This is a genomic window from Serratia sp. PF-27, assembly GCF_030053255.1.
In the GTDB taxonomy this organism is placed as follows: domain Bacteria; phylum Pseudomonadota; class Gammaproteobacteria; order Enterobacterales; family Enterobacteriaceae; genus Serratia; species Serratia bockelmannii.
The window spans coordinates 34,975-54,062 of record NZ_JASGBT010000006.1 but is presented as its reverse complement, the minus strand read 5'-3'; the positions used below and the strand labels follow the sequence as shown (position 1 = coordinate 54,062).

The following is a 19,088-nucleotide window of genomic DNA, read 5'->3' as shown; positions in this document are numbered from 1 at the left end:
CGACAGCGAGACACATGACACAGACGACGGCCAATCAACATCCCCGAGATCGCATGCGCGGGCGCATCGACCGCGGCGTGCAGGCGGCAGTGACCGCCAGCGGGCTGATGGTGCTGGTGACGTTGATGCTGATCTTCGTTTATCTGCTGTTTGCGGTGCTGCCGCTGTTCAAACCGGCCTCGCTTGGGCAGGCTCAGCCGCTGCCGATCGCGGTGTCGGCCCCGGCGCTGGCGCTGGGCATGGACGTGCAGCAGCGCGTGGGTTATCGCATCGACGCGCAGGGCGCGGGGCAATTTTATCGTCTGACGCCGGCGCCGAGCGGCCAGGCCCAGACGCCGCTGGCACAGCAGACGCTGTTGGCTAAACCGGCGCTGCTCGCGCAGGCTGCCGGAGAGCGCGATCTGTTTGCGCTGGCGCAGGCCGACGGCCGGTTGGTGGTGGCGCGCGCGGACTTCGCCACGGCGGAAAACGGCCGGCCGCAGTGGCAGTTCCCGCTTGGGCAACAGCCGTTGGCGCTGGATCCGCAGAACAAACCGCTGAAACTGCTGTCGCTGGCGGATGCGCATCGCGGGCAGTATCTGCTGGCCGGGGTGACCGACGATCGGCGCCTGGTGTTCGGTCGCTTCAGCCCTGACCGGCCGCCGCAGTTCAGCGAGCGGCCGCTGGAGCACGACGGGGAGCAACTGGTGCTGACGCCGGATGGCCGCCAGCTTTACCTGCTGACCGGCAACCGGCTGGCGCGTTATCAGATCGACGGCGCGCAGCTGCAGCTGCGTGAAACGCGTACCCTTGGCGAACACGCCCCGTATCAGATGACGGCGCTGCCCGGCGGTAGCGCGCTGCTGATCAAGGGCGCCGACGGCAATCTGCGCGAGTGGTTCGAGGTGGAAAAAGATCGGCGCTGGCGCCTGACGCCGGTGCAGCATTTCGATCACGGTGCTGACGGGCAGGAGCTGACGGTGGCCGAGCCTTACCGCCGTGTGTTCGCCACTCTGCGGCCCGATGGCGGCTTCTCGTTATTTTCCGCCATTCAACCGCAGCCGCTGCTGAATACCCGTTTGGGTGCCGAGGTGCGGCAGATGGCGTTCGCGCCGCGCGGCGATGGTCTGCTGCTGGAGAGCGCGCAGGGCTGGCAGCGCTATGCGCTCGACAACTCGTATCCGGACGTCACCTGGCGTTCGCTGTGGGGCAAGGTGTGGTATGAGAACTACCCGCAGCCGGCCTACGTCTGGCAGTCCACCTCCGGCGAAGACAGCTACCAACCCAAATTCAGCCTGATGCCGGTGATCTTCGGCACCTTCAAGGCGGCGGCTTACGCGATGCTGTTCGCCATACCCTTGGCCTTGGCCGGCGCCATCTATACCGCTTACTTTATGACGGCGGGGCTACGACGGGTGATCAAACCGGCTATCGAAGTGATGGGCGCGCTGCCGACGGTGGTGATCGGGCTGGTGGCCGGCATCTGGCTGGCGCCGATCATCGAGCAGTATCTGTTGGCGGTGCTGGCGTTGCCGCTGCTGCTGGCGGCGGCGGTGTTGCTGTGCGGCGCGTTGACCCATCGCTTTATGCCGCGCTGCCGGCCGGGCGTCGATCTGCTGCTGCTGTTACCGCTGCTGGCGTTGACGGTGTGGCTGGCGTTCAGCCTGGGGCCGTGGCTGGAGGTGGCGCTGTTCGGTGAGCCGTTGCATTTCTGGCTGGGGGATAATTATGACCAGCGTAATGCGCTGGTGGTGGGCGTGGCGATGGGCTTCGCGCTGGTGCCGATCATCTTCTCGCTGGCTGAGGACGCGCTGTTCAGCGTGCCGGCCACCCTGAGCCAGGGCTCTTTGGCGCTGGGCGCCACCCAATGGCAGACGGTGATCAAAGTGGTGCTGCCTTCCGCCAGCGCCGGCATTTTCTCCGCGCTGATGATCGGCTTTGGCCGCGCGGTGGGGGAAACCATGATCGTGCTGATGGCTACCGGCAACACGCCGATTATCGACGGCAGCCTGTTCCAGGGGCTGCGCGCGCTGGCGGCCAACATCGCCATTGAAATGCCGGAGGCGGTTTCCGGCAGCAGCCATTACCGCGTGCTGTTCCTGACTGCGCTGGTGCTGTTTGTCTTCACCTTCGTGTTCAACACGCTGGCGGAGGCGGTGCGCCTGCGGTTGCGTAAGCGTTACACGCCGAATCAGGAGGCGCCATGAAGAGCTGGGTGAAGAGTGGGTCGCCGTGGGTGTGGCTGACCGCCGGTTCGGTGGCCGTCAGCCTGTTGGCGCTGATCGGCATTCTGCTACTGCTGGCCGGGCAGGGGATGCGCTATTTCTGGCCGAGCCCGGTTTATCAGTTCGAACTGAATCAGAACGGCGCTGGGCCGGTGACGGTGATCGGTGAGTTGTACCAGCAACAAAGCATTTCCCGGCGCCAACTGGCCGAGGCGGGCGTCACGCCGCCGGGCGAGGCGCAGAACGTCGAACGTTATCTGATTAAGGTCGGCAACCGCGAACGCGAGGGGCAGGATTTCCGCACCTTGCTGGCCAGCGATATCCGCAGCCAAAGCACGCCGCGCAGCCTGCTGGTGCTGGAACGCGACAGCCACGGCACCGCTTACGGCTATCTGGCGGGGCTGCTGGAAGACGGGCAACCACTGACCGGCCGCAATCTGGGGCAGGCGTTGCAGCAGCGCCTGCCGCAAATCGCCGCGCTCTCGCGCCAGGCGCACGACATTCAATTCCGCGACATGGCGCGCATCAATCAGCAGTTTGACGCGCTGCGGCTGCGGGAAAAGCGCCTGCAGCGCGACGATAAGCTGGACGCCCGCGCACAGGACGCCATCAAGGCCGAACGGCTGGAGCTGCAGCGGCAGTATCAGCTGTTGTCCGAACGTCTGGCGGGGCTGAACCGCGATCGCCAGCGCGACGCGTTGCTGCTGCGCGACATGCACGGGCAGACGTTGACCATTCCGCTCAGCCAGGTGCGCGATGCCTGGTACCCGAACGCCATGAGCACCACCGAGAAGCTGATGCACTGGGGCGAGCAGGTGAAGAAGTTTCTCACCGACAGCCCGCGTGAGGCGAATACCGAAGGCGGGGTGTTCCCGGCCATTTTCGGTACGGTGTTGATGGTGATCCTAATGTCGATCGTGGTGATGCCGTTTGGCGTGATCGCGGCGCTGTATCTGCACGAATATGCCGGCAACAATCTGCTGACGCGGGTGATCCGCATCGCGGTGGTCAATCTGGCCGGCGTGCCCTCGATCGTCTACGGCGTCTTCGGCCTCGGCTTTTTTGTTTATATGATCGGCGGCACGCTCGATCAGCTGTTCTATCCTGAATCTTTGCCCAACCCGACCTTCGGCACGCCCGGCGTGCTGTGGGCGGCGCTGACGCTGGCGCTGCTGACGCTGCCGGTGGTGATCGTCGCCACCGAGGAAGGGTTGTCGCGCATTCCCGCCTCGCTGCGGCAGGGCTCGATGGCGCTGGGCGCCAGCCGGGCCGAGACGCTGTGGCGCATCGTGCTGCCGATGGCGGCGCCGGCGATGATGACCGGCCTGATCCTGGCGGTGGCGCGCGCCGCAGGGGAGACCGCGCCGCTGATGCTGGTGGGGGTCGTGAAATCGGTGCCGGTGCTGCCGGTGGACGAGATTTTCCCGTATCTGCACCTGGAGCGGAAGTTCATGCATTTGAGCTTCCAGATCTACGATATGGCATTCCAGAGCCCGAGCGTGGAGGCGGCGCGGCCGCTGGTGTTCGCCACCGCCTTCTTGCTGGTGACGATCGTGGTGAGTTTGAATCTGGCGGCGATGGGCATCCGCCATTCGTTGAGGGAGCGGTACCGAGCATGGTCGCAGTAACAATGACGCTATTTTTGGGGAGTGCGTAATGGGTTTGATGACGCCAGGCAGTTTGCCCCGGCTGGATGTCCAGCATCTCGACGATGAACAGACCGCGCTGGCGGTCAACGGCCTGAACCTGTTTTATGGTGACAAACAGGTGCTGCACGATATTTCGCTGCGTATCCCGAAACATCGGGTGACGGCCCTGATCGGCCCTTCGGGCTGCGGCAAATCGACGCTGCTGCGCTGTTTCAATCGCATGAACGATCTGGTGGACAACTGCCGCATTGAGGGCGATCTGCAGCTGAACGGCGCGGCGATCTCCGGCGCGCAGATCGACGTGGCGGCGCTGCGGCGGCGGGTGGGCATGGTGTTCCAACGGCCGAACCCGTTCCCGAAATCGATCTATGAAAACGTGGTGTACGGCCTGCGGCTGCAGGGCGTGCGCGACCGGCGCTTGCTGGATGAAGCGGTGGAGCGTTCACTGCGCGCCGCCGCGTTGTGGCATGAGGTAAAAGACCGGCTGCGCGAAAATGCGTTCCGCTTGTCCAGCGGCCAGCAGCAGCGCCTGGTGATCGCGCGCGCCATCGCCATCGAGCCGGAAGTATTGCTGCTCGACGAGCCGACCTCGGCGCTCGATCCGATCTCCACGCTGACCATCGAAGAGCTGATTTCCGCGCTGAAACAGCGCTATAGCGTGGTGCTGGTGACGCACAACATGCAGCAGGCGGCGCGCGTCTCCGACTACACCGCCTTTATTCATCAGGGGCGGCTGGTGGAGTACAACGACACCGACGCCATTTTCACGTCGCCGCGCCAGCGCCGCACCGAGGATTATATTACCGGGCGGTATGGTTGAGGCCGTTTGGGCTATGAACAAACGAAAGGCTGCACAACCGTGCAGCCTTTTGTCTATCAGGGGCGTCAGTAATTTTTACGAATGCGGATCGCTTCTTCTACCCACTCAGCCAAATTGTCTTTTATATGGTTATAGACATTGGTGCTGGTCGAATAAGGCGGATCATAGGCTTTGGCGATTGTGGAAAGCTTTGCGTCACCCAGCTTGATGTGATCCAACGGGTTTTTACCTTTCGTGGTTTGGTCGCCGGCGCTGTCTTTCAAATTGTGTATATACACCACCAGCACGCCCATGCCTTTTTTCCAAGCCTCGCATATTTCGAAATTAATCCATTTGCGATCAGCGGTATCTTTACCGGCGAGAATCACGGCGCAGCTGCGATTGTCCAACTGGCCCTTGATCCAAGCGGCGATGGCGGCGTCACCGCCTTTTTTCACTTCCTCCCAATCGTTATCCGTGGCTGGCCGGTTACCTTCCAGCGAGCCCATTTCGCGTACCTGAGAAGCGCGCCAGTTGTCCGGCTCATAATGGAAACTGTAAAAACATTTTCTGGTCATCGGGGGTTATCCTTAGTAATGATATCGATAAGCGCCAACAGGCTTTTTTTCTTCTCCGCCAGGCTGCCCGGTTCGTTAAGCTGATCCAGCAGATTCATGGCGGCGGGGTTGCGGTAGTAGAGGGTTTCTTTCATCTCCTCCTTGATTTTTCGGTAGATCTCGGCAGATGCGCTGCCGGTACAACCGATAGGAATGCAGACGCAGCCTTGTTCCGTGGCGATCTGGAACTCTTTCAATAAACCGTCGGCCAGCACGTATTCGCCTTCGGCGTTGCGTTTGTTGCCGAACAAAAAGATTGCGATGCCGCTGAGCGAAATCATGTTCTGACGGTATTCGTGCCAAAGTGCCGGTAGGGTAATGCCGCCGCTGGCGAATTGGGGGAAAGGACGCAGCACCAGCTGGCTTTCGCTGATTTTTCCTTGGCTATCGTAAATGGCTTCCAATGCGCCGTTGATCACCGCTGTGCCTACGCCCCAGCCGAAACCGTTGACGATGCGATACTGTTTGTGGATAAGCAGGCGCGCCAGACGATGTATGAACTGGATGGACTCTTCACGGGTATAGGGCTGGTAGTTGTCGGCGCTGCCGGAGATAAACACCGTGCTTTTTTTGAACTGCGTTTCGATGGCATACAGCAGGTCAGTGATTTGCCGATAGTCATCCACCAACAGCGTTTGAATGCCGTAACGGCGCAGATCGTTAATCATCAAGCCTTGTTTGCGGCTGTTGTAATCGCAAGACGCCTGATCCTCGCTGCCGCTGTCGCCGAGCTGGACGCGCCGCATGATGCAGTAGTGGTTTCTCTGCCCTTCGCCGTACTGTGCGTAAAGGCGGCTCAATACATATTGCAGGTTGGGGTCTTCAAAGCTGAAACCGATAAACAGGAAGGTTTTGGCAGTCAGCTCCGCCATCAGCATGTTGATAAAAGGAAGGTGTGTACGGGAGTAAGTTTCGTATTGTTCGCGGGTGATAATCGCCTGGTTGGGATTTCTATAGTCACCATGCATTTTATATAAAACAACATCACGTTTATGAATGTTATTAGTCAGGCTTTCCGGCGTGGTTTTGACGTCGCAGACGCGATTATAACGGGCATAGGTTTTTTCAATCAGGTCGTCGTAATTAGTGGTCCAAAGTGACGCTATCGGTAATCTGGCGATAATCCGGTGGTTTTCTGTTTCTTCCGCCTGCTCAGCGAATTCTGTAATTATTTTCTGATTTATCTTATGTCTGTTGCCTTTTTCATTGAGGTGATATTGCGCCAGAGAAATAAGATCGCTCTCTTTTTCGATATCCAGCTCCAGTTCATAAGCGATATCGCCGATAAGCTCTTTCCAGCTAACGAAACCGGCGGGGATGGACAGTCCGGCGCCGGCAAACAGCGCAGCGCTGCCGGCTTTGATATCATTAACGTAATCTCGAATAAACAGTTCTATATCACGGTTAAACATGAGGCTATTCCCGATATTGTTTTTCTTTATTGGTTAGTTAATAACTATGTTTTTTATGAATTAATTATGCGAATAGAACGACCAAGATAAAATGGCGAGTTAACTTTGTAAACTCTGCTCGTTTGTTTTTGTCGATATTGAATGTGTTATTTTAATATTGAATTTATTTGCTTTTATTATTTGTTTTTTTAATTTTAATTTTAATTAAATGCACTCTGGTTAATAAGACGCAGTGGTCGTGGCATATCTGCATTTTTTGTCACATTGTGACTTCGATTAAATGGAAGTGATTCTCATTATCGTTGATTTGCGGCGTAAATTGTATATACTTCGCTAAGGTATGTAAGTTAACGTAAATAGATGTGTTTAAATGTGTGCATGGAAGCTGAGGATTTGGCCTGTGCTCTTGGCGTTTTGCAGCTCTGCGTGGTGCGCGGAAATCACCAGCCCTGCTGACCGCGACAGCATTACCCAACAGCAGAAAACGTTGCTGGAGCAGGCGCAGCAGCAACGCGAGGCGCTGCAACATAACGTTGAATTGCCGGCGTTACCGCTGCCTGTGCCGGCCGCCGCAGGGGCGGTTTGCCAAACGGTGCGGCAGATCGTTTTTCAGGGCGCCGAACATCTTTCCTGGTCGGTAAAAGAAAGCCTGGCGCGCCCGTATCAGGGGCGTTGCCTGACGCTGGAGCACATCAACCGTCTGGTGCGCGAAACCACCAATGCTTATCTGCAACGCGGCTATGTCACTTCGCAGGCCTGGCTGCAGGAGCAGGATATCTCCCGCGGCGTGTTGACCGTCAGCGCCAGCGAAGGGCGAATCGAGTCCATCACGCAAAACGGTGAGCAGACGCTGGCGTTGAAGATGGCGTTCCCCGGTCTGGTTGGTGACGTATTGAATCTGCGCGATATCGAGCAGGGCATGGAGCAGCTCAACCGCCTGCCGTCGCAACAGGTGACTATCGATATTCAACCTGGCGAGCAACCCGGCTTTTCCAACGTGGTTTTGCTGCGCGGTGCCACGCGCGCACCGGTCTCTTTCTCTTTCGGCGCCGATAACAGCGGCCAGAAAAGCACCGGCACCGGGCAGATGAACGCCGCCTTCTCGCTGGATAATCCGCTGCATCTTGCCGATCAATGGTCGCTTTCCGCAGCGCGCAATAACGATTTCAGCCCGCATTATCGCAGCCGCAGCCTGAACGGCAGCGTTACCTTACCCTATGGCTATTGGCTGTTCAGCTACCAGTATGCCTGGAACGATTTTTTCCAGCAGGTGCCATTCAACGGCACGGCTTACCGCTATCAGGGCAACAACCAGACCCAGCGTTTGGGCGCGAACCGCACGTTGCTGCGGGATGGCACACGTAAGCTGGCCGTCGATATCGGGCTGGCGCGGCGCACCACGGAAAATAAGCTGGCGGGGGAACGGTTGGGCGTCAGCAGCCCGACGCTCAGCATCGCCAGTCTGGGCCTCAATTACAGTGCGGTCACGGGCGGCGGCTATATGACGTTGAACCCGACGGTAAGCCGTGGGCTGCGCATGCTGGGCGCCACCGCCGACGATCCTGAGCGCAACGGGGCGCCGCGCAGCGAGTTCCGCAAGCTTGGCCTCAGCGCCAGCTATTTCTATCCGCTCGCGCCTTCTCTCTACTACCTGACCTCGGCCTACGCACAAACCAGCGCCGACAACCTGTATGCCGGCGAACGCATTTCCATCGGCGGGCAATACTCGGTGCGTGGCTTTAAAGAGCAGTACCTGACCGGTAATCGCGGCGCCTACTGGCGCAATGAACTCAACTGGCAATGGCTGACGTTGCCGAGGCTGGGGGAGCTTTCTTTGACCGGCGCGTTAGACGCCGGCTGGCTGCAGGGGCGCGCCGGGCAGATAGACGGCGGCAGCGTCGTCGGGGCGGCGCTGGGCGCCACGCTAAGCGGCCGTTGGTTCAATCAGGCGGTCACCGTCGGTAAACCGCTGACGCACCCAGACAGCCTGCAACCGGATCGTTGGGTGGCCTACTGGCAAGCCACCGTCACGTTATAACGCCAGCACACAGCAGGAGCGCCTCGGCGTTCAAAACAACATCCTTTCGAAGGAATGAATATGGATAAGCTCAATCATCCGCTGGCGCGGGGCGCCAGCTATTTGCTGATCTACCTGACGGCTTTCCAGCCGTTGCACCCGGCGTTCGCCGCCGGCATTACCGCCGCTAACGGCAATACGCAGGTGGTTATCAAGCCGGGCAACGTACCGGTGGTGAATATCGCCACGCCGAACGGTGCGGGCATCTCCCACAACACCTATAAAGATTTCAACGTTGGGCCACAGGGTGCCGTATTGAATAACGCCACACACGGCGGCAAAACGCAGCTGGGCGTGGAGATCTACAGCGCGCAGGGCAACACCTACCTGAAGGGAAAACCGGCGGAGTTGATCATCAATGAGGTGATCGGCGGCAGTCGTTCCGAGTTGCAGGGTAAACTCGAGGTATTCGGCAACAAGGCCAACGTGATGATCGCCAACCCGAATGGCATCACCTGCGACGGCTGCGGCTTTATCAACGCGCCGGGCGTGACGTTAACCACCGGCAAGCCGCAGTTCGACAAGCAGGGCGCGCTGGAAGCGCTGGAGGTGAAAAAAGGCGGCGTCACCATCGGCGGTAAAGGGCTGGACGGCAGCGGCGCCGACTATGTCGATATCATCAGCCGCGCCACCGAGTTGAACGGCAAAATCAATGCACAAAATCTGTCTCTGACTCAGGGCGCCAACCGCATCAGCTTCAAGGACGGCAGCATCAAACCGATCGCCGGTGAAGGCGCTAAGCCCCAACTGGCCGTGGATACCAAAGCGCTGGGCGGCATGTACGCCAACAAAATCCGCCTGGTGGCCAACGAGGATGGGGTGGGGGTGAACCTGAAAGACCTCACCAGCAAACAGCGGGATATTACGCTGAGCGTTAACGGTAACCTGGTGCTTAACGGCACCACGCACAGCAAGGGTGACCTCAATGTTAGCGCCAAGGGATTGCACATTACGCGGGGTGCTGTCGTGCAGGCGGACGGCAACGCCACGCTGGCAGCAACGACGCTGGTGAATGACGGGCAAACCAGCACCAGTGGCGATATGCGTATCTTTGGCGACCATATCCGCAACGCCGGGGAAAATGCCAAGCTGCACGCCAATAAAAATATGTGGATCCAAAAGGATGCTCAGGGCAACAAGGCTAAATCCGTCGAGAACCGTTCGGCGAAAATCCTGACCAACAGCGGCGATTTAGTGATACGCACGGAGAGTTTGAACAACGTTCGCCAGCAGTTCGCCATTTCCTCCAACAACGCGCCGAAGGACAACAAGGATATCGATCGTTGGTTGGCTGATGGTGTGTACGAGGGGCAATTCGATTACCAATTTTTTGATTATTTGGCGGACTTTGAAGATAAAAATTTCACCTGGTTGGGACACGTCGATTTCAAAAAAACGCCCTGGGTTAACAGTGAACGCGCGCGTTTTACCGTAGTGACCGACAGCCGTCCCGCAGAAATCATTTCAGGGAAGAATGCCTACATTAATGCGTCGGAGCTTTGGAACCACGTCAGCACAATAAAAGCGACTAACGATCTGATTTTAACTGGTAATAATCTGGGCGTGCGCAGTGAAATGACGGGGGACATGAACGACTATGCACTTTTCGAACCGAAGGTGCCGAATCCTAACGTTGTTCTGGGACATAAATGGCAGGATCAGAAATCGTCGATCCCGGAATATGTCATTTATGTCAGAAAAGGCGGGCAAAAGAGCTGGTCGGCTTCTGGCTATCCGGCCTCAGCCATGTTGGCGGGCGGCAATTTGGTTGCGGATTTTAAAAATCAGATAGAAATTAAAACTTCGACGCCGGCGGGAAATCAGCTTAGTGAGGTGGTGGCTTCGGGACGGCCTGACTCACTGGTAGCTCACAACATTGTGCTGCATGCGGGACGTGTTATCAGTACCGATAAAATAAACGCGCGTAACGACCTGACTGTGGTTGCCGATGATGTGTTTTACACCGACGGTGCTGAGCTAACTGCGGGCAAGAGTCTGAACGTTGCAGCAGTGAATGAGCTGGATGCCCGTCAAAGCTATCTGAAGGGACATCATGTCACTTTGACCAGCCGCAACGGCAACGTCAAAGTGCACACTGTACCTAGCCCACGCTATTTCGGCGTCGATGGTGCCCGCTGGCTGAGCCAATTGAATGCTGCCGGGGACTTAACCTTAAATGCCGGGCAAGGTATTTATCTACGTAACACGCACTTCGCGCCGCAAAGCCAAAATATTGCAATGACGGCGAACGGCACTGTTTCGATTGTCAGAAATGACGAGGCGTTGAATAACGATCGTTTAGCGCAGAATTTATCTCCTGAACAACGACAAACGCAGTTCAACCAACTGCTAAATGCCGGACAGTTGAACGCCAGTGGTTCAGTGCTGCTCAACAGCGGCGGTTATCTGGCGTTGCGCGGGACGCACATTAAAGCAGGTAAAGATGTCACGCTGTTGGCCGGCCATAATGCCGATCTGAACTATCGCGAATTGGGGGAGCAATTTAGTCGCTTGTTCCCCTCTTCCCGCACGCCTGAACTGGGTAGCCGGGTACACGCCGGCGGCAATTTACTGATTAACTCGGCCCGCGACATCGGCACCCAGGGCGGCGCGCTTTCCGCCAACGGTAATATCACGCTGCTGGCCGGGCAGAATCTATGGTTGTCGAACCTGGCCTATTCCGCCATTGATGCCGCTAACGACAACAACAAAGACGACCGCCATGTGGTCACTACCCTCAGCGCCGGGAAAAACCTGACCGCGTCGGCGAATAACCAACTGCTGACTTACGGCGCCAGGCTGACTTCCGGCGCCAACATGACGTTGACCTCCGGCGGCGATATGCGCTTCGAGGCGGTGCAAAACCACACTTACCGCGAGAGCGGCAACGAGTTCACCGAAACCCGTACCCAGCAAGGTACCGAGCTGAATGCCGGCGGCCTGATGACGGTGATTTCCGGCGGCAGCATTCTGTTCCAGGCGACCAAGCTGGTGGTTAAAGGATTAGGAGCGAACTGGAAATCACCGGTAGCGGTGACGGATTGGGGGAGTCGGATAGCCATTGCCGAGCAGCAGCTTCGAAATACGCAGCAGCAAATTAATCAGGCATTGCAGGCAAAAACAAATGCTGAACATATTGTTACGCAAAGAATTTCGTTCGTTCAGCAAGCAGAGGCTGCCGTCAGAGATGCTGAGGAAAGGCGGGATGAGTTTATGCGTAATAACCCACCTCACGAATATGGCAGTGGTTGGTCTGCTGAAGTAGGGAGTTGGGATAAATTCGTAGCACAGCGCGAAGGAGAACTTAGTGCTGCAAGAAGTAGTCTGGCTGCTGCTCGAAATGATGTCACGCAGGCAGAGCAGCGAATTAATCAAGGCAACAAAACAAAAAACGAGGCACAAAACCAGCTGACCGCTGCGCGCCAGGAAGCCCAAAGCAAAGGCATTGACGAAGCCAAACAAAAGGCCCAGGTCGACGCCCACAACCAGGCTGAAGCCATGCGCGCCGGCAATATGGATATCGCCGCCAAGGGTGGCTATCTCTACGCTCAGGCGATGGAGGAGTCCAGCCACTACGAGAAAACCGAGAAAAAACGCAAATGGTGGGGCAAGAAAACCGAGGTTAAGCAGACCCGCCATGACGTAACCAACAAGGTTACCGAGTTTACCGCCGCCGGCAATATCACGCTGATGAGCCGCGACGACAGCACCTATGAAGCCAGCAAAATCGCCGCCGGGCAAAACGCGCGCCTGACCAGCACGCATGGCCAGGTTAGCTTCCGCGCGGTGAAAAACACCTCTTTCGAACAGACCGTCAGCAATTCGAAAGGCTTCTTTATCAAGCAGGCCAATAAAGGGTACGAAGACAATAAGTGGGTGCTGCCGAGCATTCATACCGGTGGTGCCTTGACCGTGGAAGCCGCCAAGGGCGTCAGCGCCGACGTGAAGGTGAAAAACGGGCAGGCGCTGCAAAGCGCCATCGACGCCCTGGGCAATACGCCGGGCACCACCTGGGTCAAAGATCTGAACAAGCGCAACGACGTGCAGTGGAGCAAGGTCAAAGACGCTTACGACAGCTGGGATTACAAGAGCCAGCACCTGAACCCGGCGGTGGCGGCGGTGATCGCCATTGCGGCAGCGGCGGTGACCGCTGGCAGTTCACTGGCGGCCACGGCGGCTTCCAGCGTTTCCGGCGCCGTGGGCGGTGGGGCGATAACCAGCGGCGCGGTCACGGCCGGAATGTCTTCGCTGGCCTCCCAGGCGGCGGTGGCGCTGGTGGAGAACCAGGGCAACCTGTCGAAAACCCTGCAGGCGCTGGGCAGCAATGAAAACGTCAAGGCGACCGCCACGGCGATGGCGATCGGCGGCGCGCTCAACGGCTTCGACAGCGCGATGGGCTGGAGTAAGGATGCGGCGGGCAAACCGCTTAACCCGAACAACGTCAAACTGCCGCAGCTGAGCAACGGCGACTGGAGCAAGGTGGCGCAGCGGGTGGCCGGGCAATCGGTCATCAGCTCCAGCCTGAATACCGCCATCAATGGCGGCAGCTTCAAAGACAACCTGACCAATGCGCTGCTGGCGAACATCGGCAGCCAGGTTCAGGCCGAGGGCGCCAACCTGATTGGGGATAACGGTCAGGTTCTCGATAAAAACAGTTGATGGACATCAATATGCACGTATAGGTGATCGTCTTTACTCTCAACATGCCGTTGACCGAATGTAAGCAACAAGCTTAGGCTCTTCGGCAGGAACCATTGGACCTGGAAAAACCGTTTCGTCCAATATAGTTGAGTATGTAATTAAAATAGGTGTTACTGAAACAAGCATATCTAATGATATTCAAAGGACAATTTATCGGGCTGGTGACATTGGTGTGGTTACTGAAAACCATGGTAACATAATAATCACAATCCTTCGCAGGAGTGAAAAATGAGTGGGTGGATTTATCCCGATGTAATTAAAAAGCTTAGTTTTTCCTGTGTGGCCTTTTTAGAAGGAAAACTACCTGTGGCTGAAATTCAATCAGAAATAAATAACGCAGGTGACAGTATTGTAGCGATAGAGGAAAAATGGTTACGACAGATGCTACTTGATGCGGAAAGCGACATTGAGCTTTTAATCTTCACTATTGACAATGAAAAATTGACAGCAGCTGTCAAACCTATCGTGCAGAATATTATCAAGGCAATAAGTTAGGACATGGATTAACCCCCTATTTCCGCAACATGCTATGCATCATAAAATAGGCACCTGATACCGTTTATGAAGGCTGTTGACCCACGTATGGAAACGGCTCTTCGGAGCCGTTTTCTGTTTTTAACGTCCCCGCCCCGAAACCCGCAACACTACCCCCACCAGCAGCAACGCAGCTCCCGAGGCATAGAGCGGGAACCAACGCGTCCACCAGAGTGAGGAAAACAGCGGGGTGCTATTGGGATCTGCGGAGGCGTAGCCGCTATAGGTATTCAGGCCGGCGGCGATGGCGAGCATCGCCAGGCCGATAAAAAGCAGCAGGTTTGAGACGGTTGTCATGGCATTTTTCCTTTGTAGAGGCAGAGGGTAATTCTTACTATTAATTATTGTTCGATTAATTATCTCGGGAAATATTATTTATTTTCGTATTCATCAGGCTATTTCCTGACGATAAAATAATATGCCTTAATACTAGCCGCTTATTTCCCAATAAAAAACCCGCCTGGGCGGGTTTTCTCTTTTTTCTCGCAAATTGTCACTTCACCAGCGGCTTATCATTGGGCGTTTTGAACTTCGCCAGGTATTGCGGCTGGAAGATGCACATGCGCAGCACGGTGCGGTATTCGCCGTTGACGAAGAACTCGTCGATCAGTTCGCCTTCCACGTTGAAGCCCAGCTTGCTGTAGATGTGGATCGCCTTCGGGTTCTCCTTATCGACGATCAGGTACAGCTTGTACAGGTTCAGCACCGAGAAACCGTAGTCCATCGCCAGACGGGCGGCGGTGCTGGCGTAGCCTTTGCCCTGGTGGGCAGGATCGATGATGATCTGGAACTCAGCGCGGCGGTGGATGTGATCGATCTCCACCAGCTCTACCAGGCCGACCTTGGCGCCTTCGTGCTCGATGATAAAGCGGCGCTCGCTCTGATCGTGGATGTGTTTGTCGTAGAGATCGGAAAGCTCGACAAAGGCTTCGTAGGGTTCTTCAAACCAATAGCGCATGACGCTGGCGTTGTTGTCCATCTGGTGGACGAACGACAGATCGTCCCGTTCCAATGGGCGTAACCTGACGCTGGCAGTGCTGGACATGTGGGCTCCTCTGTGCCGTGAAATTGTGCAAAGTATAACTTCACAGAATGGATGAAGGCGAAAAAAAACGGCGCCGCGTGGGCGCCGTTTAGGCAAGGTTCAGGCTGCGCGCATCAGTCGGCGGCGTGACCCTGCTCAGGCAGGCGTTCGCCGTCCAGCCAGGCGGCGCCATCGCGCATCGCCAGGCGACCGTCGACGAACCAGCTCACCACCAGCGGATAGATCGTGTGTTCCTGGGTTTGCACCCGTTCAACCACGTCATCCTCTCCGTCGTCAGCGAAAATCGGCACCTTGGCCTGTAAAATCACCGGGCCGCCGTCGAGCTGTTCGGTCACGAAGTGCACCGAGGTGCCGTGTTCGCTGTCGCCGTTGTCGATGGCCTGACGGTGGGTATGCAGACCCGGGTATTTCGGCAGCAGGGAAGGGTGGATGTTCAGCATGCGGCCGGCATAACGCTGCACGAACTGCGGGCTGAGGATGCGCATGTAGCCGGCCAGCACCACCAGATCGGGCTGGTGCTGGTCGATGGCGTCCGCCAACGCGGCGTCGAACGCCGTGCGATCGGCGTAGGCCTTGGCATCCAGCGCCTGGGCGGCGATGCCCGCCGCTTCGGCGCGTTGCAGGCCATAAGCCTGCGCCTTGTTGCTGAACACCGCCACGATTTCGGCGGCGATGCGGCCTTGCTGGCAGGCGTCAATCAGCGCCTGGAGATTGCTCCCCTGGCCGGAGACCAACACCACGATCTTTTTCATCAGTTGATGACCACTTGTTGTTCGTCGGAAGAGGCGGTCAGTTTACCGATTTTCCACGCTTTTTCACCTGCCGCGGTCAGCAGCGCGATGGCCGCTTCCACTTCGGCTTCCGGCAGGGCGATGACCATGCCTACGCCGCAGTTGAAGGTGCGGTACATTTCATGACGGCTGACGTTGCCGGCCTGCTGCAGCCAGGTGAACACTGCCGGCCACTGCCAGCTGGTTTCGTCGATCACCGCCTGCATGCCTTCCGGCAGCACGCGCGGAATGTTTTCCCAAAAGCCGCCGCCGGTGAGGTGAGCGATGGCGTGTACGTCCGCCTTCTCGATCAGCTCCAGCACGGACTTCACGTAAATTTTGGTCGGCGCCAGCAGGTGGTCGGCCAGCGGCTTGCCTTCCAGCTGAGTGGCGGTCGGATCGGTGTTGCTCACTTCCAGGATTTTGCGCACCAGCGAGTAGCCGTTGGAGTGTGGGCCGGAAGCGCCCAGGGCAATCAGCGCGTCGCCGGACTGCACTTTGCTGCCGTCGATGATCTCGGATTTTTCGACCACGCCGACGCAGAAACCGGCCACGTCGTAGTCTTCGCCGTGGTACATGCCCGGCATTTCAGCGGTTTCGCCGCCCACCAGCGCACAGCCAGACTGTTTGCAGCCCTCGGCGATGCCGGTGATCACGCTGGCCGCGGTGTCCACGTCCAGCTTGCCGGTCGCGTAGTAGTCGAGGAAGAACAGTGGCTCGGCGCCCTGAACCACCAGATCGTTGACGCACATCGCCACCAGATCGATGCCGATGGTGTCGTGGCGTTTCAGATCCATCGCCAGACGCAGCTTGGTGCCCACGCCGTCGGTACCGGAAACCAGCACCGGCTCGCGGTATTTCTGCGGCAACGCACACAGGGCGCCAAACCCGCCCAGACCGCCCATCACTTCCGGGCGACGGGTCTGTTTAACTACACCTTTGATGCGATCTACCAATGCGTTGCCTGCATCGATATCGACACCTGCGTCTTTATAGCTGAGAGAGGTTTTGTCGGTCACTGCGCGATTCCCCACGACGATTTGCGGTTTGAAAACTGTGCTTCCGATGTTGATTCCGGAATAAGGCGCGGCAATTCTAACAGCGCAGGCAAACGTTTGCGAGCGGCTTGTGAACCGGCTCCGCTTTTTCGTCATCTATACTGATATTCAAACTTTTGTTGATCCCGATCGGGCTATTGTGGGTGGCGCGGCGAAAAAAAGGAGGTATAATCCCGCGATTTTTTTGGCCGCAACCACCTTAATAGGAGAAAAATGATGAAGATCGTTGAGGTGAAACACCCGCTGGTAAAACACAAGCTTGGCCTGATGCGTGAAAATGACATCAGCACCAAACGCTTCCGTGAGCTGGCCTCAGAAGTGGGTAGTTTACTGACCTATGAAGCGACCGCCGATCTGGAGACGGAAAAAGTCACCATCGAAGGCTGGTGCGGGCCAGTTGAAGTGGATCAGATCAAAGGGAAAAAGATTACCGTAGTGCCAATCCTGCGCGCAGGTCTGGGCATGATGGAAGGGGTGCTGGAGCACGTGCCGAGCGCGCGCATTAGCGTGGTGGGCGTATACCGCGACGAAGAAACCCTGGAGCCGGTGCCGTACTTCCAGAAGCTGGTTTCCAACATCGAAGAGCGCATGGCGTTGGTCGTCGACCCGATGCTGGCCACCGGCGGTTCGATGATCGCCACTATCGATCTGCTGAAGAAAGCCGGCTGCCACAGCATCAAGGTGCTGGTCCTGGTCGCAGCGCCGGAAGGCATCGCCGCGCTGGAGAAAGCGCATCCGGACGTTGAGCTGTACACCGCCTCCATCGATCAGTGTCTGAACGACAAGGGCTACATCGTGCCTGGCCTGGGCGATGCGGGCGACAAGATATTTGGTACTAAGTAAACATTTGAGCCGACTTAACGAGTCGGCTTTTTTTTGACTAAAACCTATAAAACCAATAAACCGAGGAAAAGCACACATGACCCGTCGCGCCATCGGCGTCAGCGAGCGCCCGCCGCTGCTCCAGACCATTCCGCTCAGCTTCCAGCACCTGTTCGCCATGTTCGGCGCCACCGTGCTGGTGCCTATCCTGTTCAAGATCAACCCGGCGACCGTGCTGTTGTTCAACGGCATCGGCACGCTGCTGTATCTGTTCATCTGTAAAGGCAAGATCCCGGCCTACCTCGGCTCCAGCTTCGCGTTTATCTCGCCGGTGCTGCTGCTGTTGCCGCTCGGTTACGAAGTGGCGTTGGGCGGTTTCATCATGTGCGGCGTGCTGTTCTGCCTGGTGGCGCTGATCGTGAAAAAGGCCGGCACCGGCTGGCTGGACGTGATGTTCCCGCCGGCGGCGATGGGGGCGATCGTCGCCGTCATCGGGCTGGAGCTGGCGGGCGTAGCGGCCAACATGGCGGGGCTGCTGCCGGCGGAAGGCACCAGCGCCGACTCGACCACCATCACCATTTCGCTGGTGACGCTGGCGGTCACGGTGCTCGGTTCAGTGCTGTTCCGCGGCTTCCTGGCGATTATCCCGATCCTGATCGGCGTGCTGGTGGGCTATGCGCTGTCGTTCTTCATGGGCGTGGTGGATTTGACCCCGATCCGCGAGGCGCACTGGTTCGCGCTGCCGACCTTCTACACCCCGCGCTTTGAGTGGTTCGCCATCTTCACCATTCTGCCGGCGGCGCTGGTGGTGATCGCCGAGCACGTCGGCCACCTGGTGGTGACCGCCAACATCGTGAAAAAAGACCTGATCCGCGATCCGGGCCTGCACCGCTCGATGTTCGCAAACGGCATCTCGACGGTGTTCTCCGGCTTCTTCGGCTCCACGCCGAACACCACCTATGGCGAGAACATCGGCGTGATGGCCATCACCAAGGTCTACAGCACCTGGGTGATCGGCGGCGCGGCGGTGCTGGCGATCCTGTTGTCCTGCATCGGTAAGCTGGCGGCGGCGATCCAGGCGGTGCCGGTGCCGGTGATGGGCGGCGTTTCCCTGCTGCTGTACGGTGTGATCGGCGCTTCGGGCATTCGCGTGCTGATCGAGTCCAAAGTGGATTACAACAAAGCGCAAAACCTGATTTTAACCTCGGTGATCCTGATCATCGGCGTGAGCGGCGCCAAGGTGCACATCGGCGCGGCGGAGCTGAAAGGCATGGCGCTGGCGACCATCGTGGGGATCGGCCTGAGCCTGCTGTTCAAGGTCATCAGCCTGTTCCGCAAGGAAGAAGAGGTGCTTGACGCGCCGGACGAATCGGCGGAGCAGAAGTAACGAAAAGGGCAGC

14 protein-coding genes are annotated in these 19,088 nt (G+C 57.7%); 8 read left to right on the top strand and 6 right to left on the bottom strand.

Features of this window, described 5'->3' with window-relative positions:
• The first annotated feature begins 14 nt into the window (after positions 1 to 14).
• The 3 genes from QMZ29_RS02100 to pstB are packed head-to-tail and all read left to right on the top strand — an operon-like array spanning position 15 to position 4,673.
• Positions 15 to 2,186 carry an ABC transporter permease subunit gene (locus QMZ29_RS02100; RefSeq protein ID WP_173888284.1) on the top strand — a complete coding sequence of 724 codons (2,172 nt, stop codon included), beginning with the start codon at positions 15 to 17 and terminating at the stop codon, positions 2,184 to 2,186.
• Positions 2,183 to 3,832 carry a phosphate ABC transporter permease PstA gene (gene pstA / locus QMZ29_RS02095; RefSeq protein ID WP_141998665.1) on the top strand — a complete coding sequence of 550 codons (1,650 nt, stop codon included), beginning with the start codon at positions 2,183 to 2,185 and terminating at the stop codon, positions 3,830 to 3,832. Before QMZ29_RS02100 ends, pstA begins: the two co-directional genes overlap by 4 nt.
• A gap of 28 nt (positions 3,833 to 3,860) precedes the next feature.
• Positions 3,861 to 4,673, top strand: coding sequence for a phosphate ABC transporter ATP-binding protein PstB (pstB, locus tag QMZ29_RS02090; protein WP_019452422.1), 813 nt, complete (start codon positions 3,861 to 3,863; stop codon positions 4,671 to 4,673).
• A 65-nt stretch (positions 4,674 to 4,738) separates the two neighbouring features.
• On the opposite strand, the gene QMZ29_RS02085 is transcribed toward pstB, so the two are convergent.
• Complete coding sequence (locus QMZ29_RS02085) at positions 4,739 to 5,230, bottom strand: TIR domain-containing protein (protein ID WP_049296092.1); 492 nt, start codon at positions 5,228 to 5,230, stop codon at positions 4,739 to 4,741.
• Positions 5,227 to 6,681, bottom strand: a complete 1,455-nt coding sequence (locus tag QMZ29_RS02080) for an SIR2 family protein (RefSeq protein ID WP_049204834.1) — start codon at positions 6,679 to 6,681, stop codon at positions 5,227 to 5,229. The genes QMZ29_RS02085 and QMZ29_RS02080 overlap by 4 nt, the downstream gene beginning before the upstream one ends.
• Before the next feature lie 370 nt (positions 6,682 to 7,051).
• On the opposite strand from QMZ29_RS02080, the gene QMZ29_RS02075 reads away from it, so the two are divergent.
• The 3 genes from QMZ29_RS02075 (at position 7,052) to QMZ29_RS02065 (ending at position 13,954) form a co-directional block, all read left to right on the top strand.
• Positions 7,052 to 8,719, top strand: a complete 1,668-nt coding sequence (locus QMZ29_RS02075) for a ShlB/FhaC/HecB family hemolysin secretion/activation protein (RefSeq protein WP_261426481.1) — start codon at positions 7,052 to 7,054, stop codon at positions 8,717 to 8,719.
• Positions 8,720 to 8,779: 60 nt separating this feature from the next.
• Positions 8,780 to 13,417: a two-partner secretion domain-containing protein gene (locus QMZ29_RS02070; protein WP_283225692.1), complete on the top strand. Its 4,638-nt coding sequence runs from the start codon at positions 8,780 to 8,782 to the stop codon at positions 13,415 to 13,417.
• A 270-nt stretch (positions 13,418 to 13,687) separates the two neighbouring features.
• Positions 13,688 to 13,954 (top strand): hypothetical protein, encoded by a 267-nt coding sequence (locus QMZ29_RS02065; protein ID WP_060434423.1) that lies wholly within the window; start codon positions 13,688 to 13,690, stop codon positions 13,952 to 13,954.
• Positions 13,955 to 14,074: 120 nt separating this feature from the next.
• Here QMZ29_RS02065 and QMZ29_RS02060 read toward each other — a convergent pair whose 3' ends face one another.
• The 4 genes from QMZ29_RS02060 to purM form a co-directional block, all read right to left on the bottom strand.
• Positions 14,075 to 14,290 carry a hypothetical protein gene (locus tag QMZ29_RS02060; RefSeq protein WP_043140451.1) on the bottom strand — a complete coding sequence of 72 codons (216 nt, stop codon included), beginning with the start codon at positions 14,288 to 14,290 and terminating at the stop codon, positions 14,075 to 14,077.
• Between the two features lie 196 nt (positions 14,291 to 14,486).
• On the bottom strand, positions 14,487 to 15,038 hold the full coding sequence (gene speG / locus QMZ29_RS02055) for a spermidine N1-acetyltransferase (RefSeq protein ID WP_004941631.1): 552 nt from the start codon (positions 15,036 to 15,038) through the stop codon (positions 14,487 to 14,489).
• Positions 15,039 to 15,151: 113 nt separating this feature from the next.
• Complete coding sequence (gene purN, locus QMZ29_RS02050) at positions 15,152 to 15,790, bottom strand: phosphoribosylglycinamide formyltransferase (protein WP_025303844.1); 639 nt, start codon at positions 15,788 to 15,790, stop codon at positions 15,152 to 15,154.
• Entirely contained in the window at positions 15,790 to 16,827 is a 1,038-nt protein-coding gene (purM, locus tag QMZ29_RS02045) for a phosphoribosylformylglycinamidine cyclo-ligase (RefSeq protein ID WP_167324509.1), read from the bottom strand. The genes purN and purM overlap by 1 nt, the downstream gene beginning before the upstream one ends.
• A 255-nt stretch (positions 16,828 to 17,082) precedes the next feature.
• Here purM and upp point away from each other — a divergent pair, with 255 nt between their 5' ends.
• Both upp and uraA read left to right on the top strand, forming a co-directional pair.
• Positions 17,083 to 17,709, top strand: a complete 627-nt coding sequence (gene upp, locus QMZ29_RS02040; RefSeq protein WP_004941642.1) for a uracil phosphoribosyltransferase — start codon at positions 17,083 to 17,085, stop codon at positions 17,707 to 17,709.
• A gap of 76 nt (positions 17,710 to 17,785) precedes the next feature.
• Complete coding sequence (gene uraA, locus QMZ29_RS02035; protein ID WP_016926727.1) at positions 17,786 to 19,075, top strand: uracil permease; 1,290 nt, start codon at positions 17,786 to 17,788, stop codon at positions 19,073 to 19,075.
• The last annotated feature ends 13 nt before the right edge of the window (positions 19,076 to 19,088 follow it).

Coding starts and splice junctions, on each gene's coding strand:
- QMZ29_RS02080 (WP_049204834.1), bottom strand. CDS start 6,681: ATGTTTAACCGTGATATAGAACTGTTTATTCGAGATTACGTTAATGAT.
- upp (WP_004941642.1), top strand. CDS start 17,083: ATGAAGATCGTTGAGGTGAAACACCCGCTGGTAAAACACAAGCTTGGC.
- pstA (WP_141998665.1), top strand. CDS start 2,183: ATGAAGAGCTGGGTGAAGAGTGGGTCGCCGTGGGTGTGGCTGACCGCC.
- QMZ29_RS02085 (WP_049296092.1), bottom strand. CDS start 5,230: ATGACCAGAAAATGTTTTTACAGTTTCCATTATGAGCCGGACAACTGG.
- uraA (WP_016926727.1), top strand. CDS start 17,786: ATGACCCGTCGCGCCATCGGCGTCAGCGAGCGCCCGCCGCTGCTCCAG.
- QMZ29_RS02070 (WP_283225692.1), top strand. CDS start 8,780: ATGGATAAGCTCAATCATCCGCTGGCGCGGGGCGCCAGCTATTTGCTG.
- speG (WP_004941631.1), bottom strand. CDS start 15,038: ATGTCCAGCACTGCCAGCGTCAGGTTACGCCCATTGGAACGGGACGAT.
- purN (WP_025303844.1), bottom strand. CDS start 15,790: ATGAAAAAGATCGTGGTGTTGGTCTCCGGCCAGGGGAGCAATCTCCAG.
- QMZ29_RS02060 (WP_043140451.1), bottom strand. CDS start 14,290: ATGACAACCGTCTCAAACCTGCTGCTTTTTATCGGCCTGGCGATGCTC.
- QMZ29_RS02065 (WP_060434423.1), top strand. CDS start 13,688: ATGAGTGGGTGGATTTATCCCGATGTAATTAAAAAGCTTAGTTTTTCC.
- QMZ29_RS02100 (WP_173888284.1), top strand. CDS start 15: ATGACACAGACGACGGCCAATCAACATCCCCGAGATCGCATGCGCGGG.
- QMZ29_RS02075 (WP_261426481.1), top strand. CDS start 7,052: ATGTGTGCATGGAAGCTGAGGATTTGGCCTGTGCTCTTGGCGTTTTGC.
- pstB (WP_019452422.1), top strand. CDS start 3,861: ATGGGTTTGATGACGCCAGGCAGTTTGCCCCGGCTGGATGTCCAGCAT.